The 705-nt window shown below is 45.8% G+C and carries 1 protein-coding gene; it reads left to right on the plus strand.

Annotated elements, in window-relative coordinates; all coding sequences use genetic code 11:
* Positions 1–570: hypothetical protein (locus ACFFUV_RS23495; RefSeq protein ID WP_390198374.1), on the plus strand; the 570-nt coding region annotated here is incomplete at its 5' end.
* Positions 571–705: the final 135 nt, after the last annotated feature.

Raw genomic sequence — 705 nt, forward strand, 5'->3', positions numbered from 1 at the left:
ACCGTCGGTAATGAGAGTTACACGAACAAATACCACGTCGAAAGTGCAAAGGACATACACCCGGATTTGCGCAATTGCTTTGACAGGTTGCGCCCGATTATGGGGCGTATTTTCAATATCACGTCGTTTTTGTCCCTTATAGATACGCCGGATATGAAAGCCAACCAAAAGCAGAAAGACGCCGCCCATAACTTTGCGGACGAAATGTTGAAAAACATTGAGGTTCGGGGCGTATCCCTTTCCGGTCAAGATGATAACGTTGGTTGCGTCCTTACGGGGTTGTTCACGGTATCCAATAACCAAAAGACGGCGATAAATTCGCCCCGTCTGAAATTCAATATCGAAACGTTCGGTTTTGAGGAAGAATTGGAAAAAATTATTGGCGACATTGAAAACGAGGTTTACGCATTTTTGTTCAAAGGCAAAAAGGCGCAATTGGAGTTGTTCGGGGCTGATGGCGAACCCGCACCGGGTTTGAGTGCCGAAAAGGTAGAGGACAACGGATTGTTCCCGAACGTTGACGACCCGGCGGACGAAAACGAGGAAAACGACGAAACCGGGGATATGTAAGGCAATGGAACCGTATTTGCTAACAGACCGGGACGAATACCAATATTGTATCAATCGGGGGTATAATCCCCTGATTGATATTAAACACTTTACAATGGATATTCGTTTGAGGGTTGAGATACAACGGGAATTGTT

Source organism: Vibrio olivae (assembly GCF_042428525.1).
Classification (GTDB): Bacteria; Pseudomonadota; Gammaproteobacteria; order Enterobacterales; family Vibrionaceae; genus Vibrio; species Vibrio olivae.